This window comes from Dokdonella sp., from assembly GCF_036518555.1.
In the GTDB taxonomy this organism is placed as follows: Bacteria; Pseudomonadota; Gammaproteobacteria; order Xanthomonadales; family Rhodanobacteraceae; genus Dokdonella_A.
The window spans coordinates 1-4,687 of sequence record NZ_DATDMY010000167.1 but is presented as its reverse complement, the minus strand read 5'-3'; the positions used below and the strand labels follow the sequence as shown (position 1 = coordinate 4,687).

The following is a 4,687-nucleotide window of genomic DNA, read 5'->3' as shown; positions in this document are numbered from 1 at the left end:
GAGTTCGAGCATATCGTGATGGGTGGGCTCGAAGCCTCACCCACGAGCGAAGTGCTGATCGAAGAGAGCGTGCTCGGCTGGAAGGAGTTCGAGATGGAGGTAGTCCGCGACAACGCGGACAACTGCATCATCGTCTGCTCGATCGAGAACTTCGATCCGATGGGCGTGCACACGGGCGATTCGATTACGGTCGCGCCGGCGCAGACGCTCACCGACAAGGAATACCAGCGCCTTCGCAACGCGTCGATCGCGGTGCTGCGCAAGATCGGCGTCGACACCGGCGGGTCGAACGTGCAGTTCGGCGTCAACGCCGAGGACGGCCGCGTCGTCGTCATCGAGATGAACCCGCGCGTGTCGCGCTCGTCCGCGCTCGCCTCCAAGGCGACCGGCTTCCCGATCGCGAAGGTCGCGGCGAAACTCGCGGTCGGCTATACGCTCGATGAATTGCGCAACGACATCACGGGCGGCCGCACGCCGGCGTCGTTCGAACCCGCGATCGACTACGTCGTGACGAAGATTCCGCGCTTCGCGTTCGAGAAGTTCCCTGCCGCCGACGCGCGCCTGACGACGCAGATGAAGTCGGTGGGCGAGGTGATGGCGATCGGCCGCACGTTCCAGGAATCGCTGCAGAAGGCGCTGCGTGGCCTGGAGACCGGCAAGAACGGGCTCAACCCCAGCAAGCTCGATCTCTCGACGCCCGAGGGCCTGGCCGTGCTCAAGCGCGAGCTCAAGGAACCGGGGCCCGACCGCGTGTTCTACGTCGCCGATGCGTTCCGCGCCGGCCTTTCGCAGGCGGACGTGTTCGCGCTCACCCACATCGACCCGTGGTTCCTGGTGCAGATCGAGGACCTCGTGAACCTCGAGGCCGGGATCAGGGCCGGCGGGCTCGCGGCGCTCGACGCCGCGCGCATGCGCCGGCTCAAGCGCAAGGGCTTCTCGGACGCGCGTCTGGCCGAGCTCGTCGGCACCGACGAGAACGCGGTGCGCGCGCTGCGCCGTGCGTTCAACGTGCGTCCGGTCTACAAGCGCGTCGATTCGTGCGCGGCCGAGTTCGCGACGACGACCGCCTACATGTACTCGACCTACGAGGACGAGTGCGAAGCCGAGCCGAGCGCGCGGGACAAGATCGTCGTGCTGGGCGGAGGCCCGAACCGCATCGGCCAAGGCATCGAGTTCGACTACTGTTGCGTGCACGCCGCGCTCGCGCTGCGCGAGGACGGCTACGAGACGATCATGATCAACTGCAACCCGGAGACGGTGTCGACCGATTACGACACGTCGGACCGGTTGTACTTCGAGCCGCTCACGCTCGAGGACGTGCTCGAAGTGATCGACAAGGAGAAGCCCAAGGGCGTGATCGTCCAGTACGGCGGCCAGACGCCGCTGAAGCTCGCACGCGCCCTCGAGGCCGCCGGCGCGCCGATCATCGGCACGAGCCCGGACAGCATCGACCTCGCCGAGGACCGCGAGCGTTTCCAGAAGCTCATCGAGAAACTCGGCTTGCGCCAGCCTCCGAACCGCACCGCGCGCAGCGCCGACGAGGCGCTCGCGCTCGCGCGCGAGATCGGCTACCCGCTGGTCGTGCGCCCGAGCTACGTGCTCGGGGGACGCGCGATGGAGATCGTCCACGACGACGCCGATCTCGCGCGCTACATCCGCGAGGCGGTGCGCGTATCCGACACCTCGCCGGTGCTGCTCGACCGCTTCCTCGATCATGCGGGCGAAGTCGACGTCGACGTGGTCGTCGACGCGCACGGGGAGGTTCTGATCGGCGGCGTGATGGAGCACATCGAGGAAGCCGGCGTGCATTCGGGCGATTCGTCGTGCTCGCTGCCGCCGTACTCGCTGTCCGCGGCGACCCAGGACGAATTGCGCCGTCAGGTCGGCCTGCTCGCGCGCGAACTCGACGTCGTCGGCCTCATGAACACGCAGTTCGCGATCCAGTCGGACGGCGACGGCGGCGACACGATCTACATCCTCGAGGTGAACCCGCGCGCGTCGCGCACGGTGCCGTTCGTCGCGAAGGCGACGGGCGTCGCGCTCGCCAAGATCGCCGCGCGCTGCATGGTCGGCCAGACGCTCGCGGCGCAAGGCGCGACGCGCGAGATCGTCCCCGCGTACTACTCGGTCAAGGAAGCGATCTTCCCGTTCCTCAAGTTCCAGAACGTCGATCCCATCCTCGGCCCCGAGATGCGCTCGACCGGCGAAGTCATGGGCGTCGGTCGCAACTTCGGCGCCGCCTTCGCGCGCGCTCACGAAGCCGCGGGCATCGCCGCTCCTTCGGCGGGCAAGGCATTCCTGTCCGTGCGCGACGCCGACAAGGAGCGCCTGCTCGAGGTCGCGCGCGACCTCGTCCGCCGCGGCTTCGGCCTCGTCGCCACCGGCGGCACGCACGCCTACCTCAGCGCGCAGGGCATCGCGTGCGAGCGCATCAACAAGGTGCTGGAGGGACGCCCGCACATCGTCGACCTGATCAAGAACGGCGAGATCGCGTTCATCGTCAACACCACCGAGGGCAAGCAGGCGATCGCCGACTCGTTCTCGATCCGCCGCGAGGCGCTGCAGCAGCGCGTGACCTATTCGACGACCGTCAGCGGCGCCAAGGCTCTGCTGCATTCGCTCGATTTCCGCGACAGCACCGATGTGAACAGCTTGCAGGAATTGCACAAGGAACTGGCATGAAACGTCCGCCGATGACGAAGAAGGGAGCCGACCGCCTGCGAACCGAACTCGAGCGCCTGAAGTCGGAAGAGCGACCGCGCATCATCGCCGCGATCGCCGAGGCCCGTGCGCACGGCGACCTCAAGGAGAACGCGGAATACCACGCCGCGCGCGAGATGCAGGGCTTCATCGAAGGTCGCATCCAGGAGCTCGAGGGCGCGCTGTCGCACGCGGAAGTCATCGACGTCACGCGACTCAACGCCGGCACACGCATCGTGTTCGGGGCGACGGTCGAGCTCGCCGACGAGGACTCCGGCGAGGAGATCAGCTACCAGATCGTCGGCGACCTCGAGGCCGACATCAAGCAGCGCCTGATCTCGGTATCCTCGCCGTTCGCACGTGCGCTGATCGGCAAGAGCGAAGGCGACAGCTTCGAGTTCCAGGCGCCTAACGGCACGCGCAATTACGAGATCACCGGCGTCCGCTACGAGGACTGAGCACGGTCGCCGCGATGAAAGCGACCATGATCCGCCGGCGTTCGGCGTCGACGCGCGGCGAGTGGCCGGTGGAGCTGCATCCGCTCGTCGCGCGCGTGTACGCCGCGCGCGGCGTCGCGGCGCACGAGGCCGGGCCGCAGCGGCTTGCCGACCTGCTCGCGCCGGACGCGCTCGGTGGCGTCGCCGAGGCCTGCGAGCTGCTCGTCGATGCGATCGCGCGCGACCGGCGCATCTGCATCGTCGGCGACTTCGATGCCGATGGCGCGACCGGCACCGCGGTCGCGGTGCGCGGCCTGCGCCTGCTCGGGGCGCGCGACGTCTGCTATCGCGTGCCGAATCGCATGGTCGACGGCTACGGCCTCGGCGTCGGCCTCGTCGATGCGCTTGTCGACCTGCGCCCCGACCTCGTCGTCACGGTCGACAACGGCATCGCGAGCCATGCCGGCGTCGCCGCCGCGCGCGCGCGCGGCATGGGCGTGATCGTGACGGATCACCATCTGCCGGGCCCGACCCTGCCGCAGGCCGATGCCATCGTGAATCCCAACGCGATCGCGCTCGCCGCGTGCGCGCATGCTAGTCCGCCCTGCACGACGTGCAGGGACGCGGGCACGCGTGCGGGCGCGCTCGCCGGCGTCGGTGTCGTGTTCTACCTGCTGCTCGCGTTGCGCGCGCGGATGTTCGCGGCCGATGCGCGCGAGAGGCCCGATCTCGCCTCGCTGCTCGATCTCGTCGCGCTCGGCACCGTCGCCGACCTCGTTCCGCTCGACGCGAACAACCGCATCCTCGTCGCGGCGGGGCTGCACCGGATCCGCAGCGGGCGCGCCTCCGCGGGTGTCGCGGCGCTCTATCGCGCCGCCGGCCGCGATCCGCAGCGCGCGGTCGCGGCCGACCTCGGCTACGCGCTCGGACCACGCATCAACGCGGCGGGGCGCCTCGAGGATATGAGCCTCGGCATCGAATGCCTGCTCAGCGACAATGCCGACGTCGCGTATCGGCTCGCCGAGCGGTTGTCGGCGATCAATGCAGAGCGGCGCGAACTGCAGGCGGCGATGGTGGAGCAGGGCGAGGCGATGCTCGCGCGCTTCGTCGAGCGCTATCGCGACGACGCGTTGCCGTGCGGGATCGTGCTGCACGAACCCGACTGGCACCCGGGCGTGGTCGGTCTCGTCGCATCCAAACTCAAGGAGCGGCTGAACCGCCCGGTAGTCGCGTTCGCCCGGGCGGACGACGGCGGTGTCGAACTGCGCGGATCGGCGCGCTCGATCGCCGGGTTCCATCTGCGCGACGCGCTCGCCGACGTCGACGCGACGCATCCGGGCCTGATCGGCCGCTTCGGTGGTCACGCGATGGCGGCGGGCCTGAGTCTGCCCGCGGCTAACCTCGCGACGTTCGCGGCCGAGTTCGATGCGGTCGCGCGCCGGCGCCTCGATCCGGCGCAGCTCGAACGCTGCCTGTGGAGCGACGGCGAGCTCGCCGCGCACGAGTTCACGGCCGACAACGCGCGCGCATTGCGCTACGCGGCGCCGTGG

At 69.2% G+C, this 4,687-nt stretch carries 3 protein-coding genes; all 3 read left to right on the top strand.

From position 1 onward, the window contains the following. Nucleotides 1–2,682, top strand: a 2,682-nt coding sequence (gene carB, locus VI238_RS09810) for a carbamoyl-phosphate synthase large subunit (RefSeq protein ID WP_331650857.1), incomplete at its 5' end; no start/stop codon positions are given. Next, on the top strand, nt 2,679–3,158 hold the full coding sequence (greA, locus tag VI238_RS09805) for a transcription elongation factor GreA (protein WP_331650855.1): 480 nt from the start codon (nt 2,679–2,681) through the stop codon (nt 3,156–3,158). The genes carB and greA, both read left to right, overlap by 4 nt. A 14-nt stretch (nt 3,159–3,172) precedes the next feature. Further along, nucleotides 3,173–4,687 (top strand): single-stranded-DNA-specific exonuclease RecJ (locus VI238_RS09800; RefSeq protein WP_331650854.1); only part of this gene is annotated, 1,515 nt, incomplete at its 3' end.

Bases quoted from the DNA above. Each gene is read 5' to 3' on its own strand.
- greA (WP_331650855.1), top strand. From the start codon at position 2,679: ATGAAACGTCCGCCGATGACGAAGAAGGGAGCCGACCGCCTGCGAACC.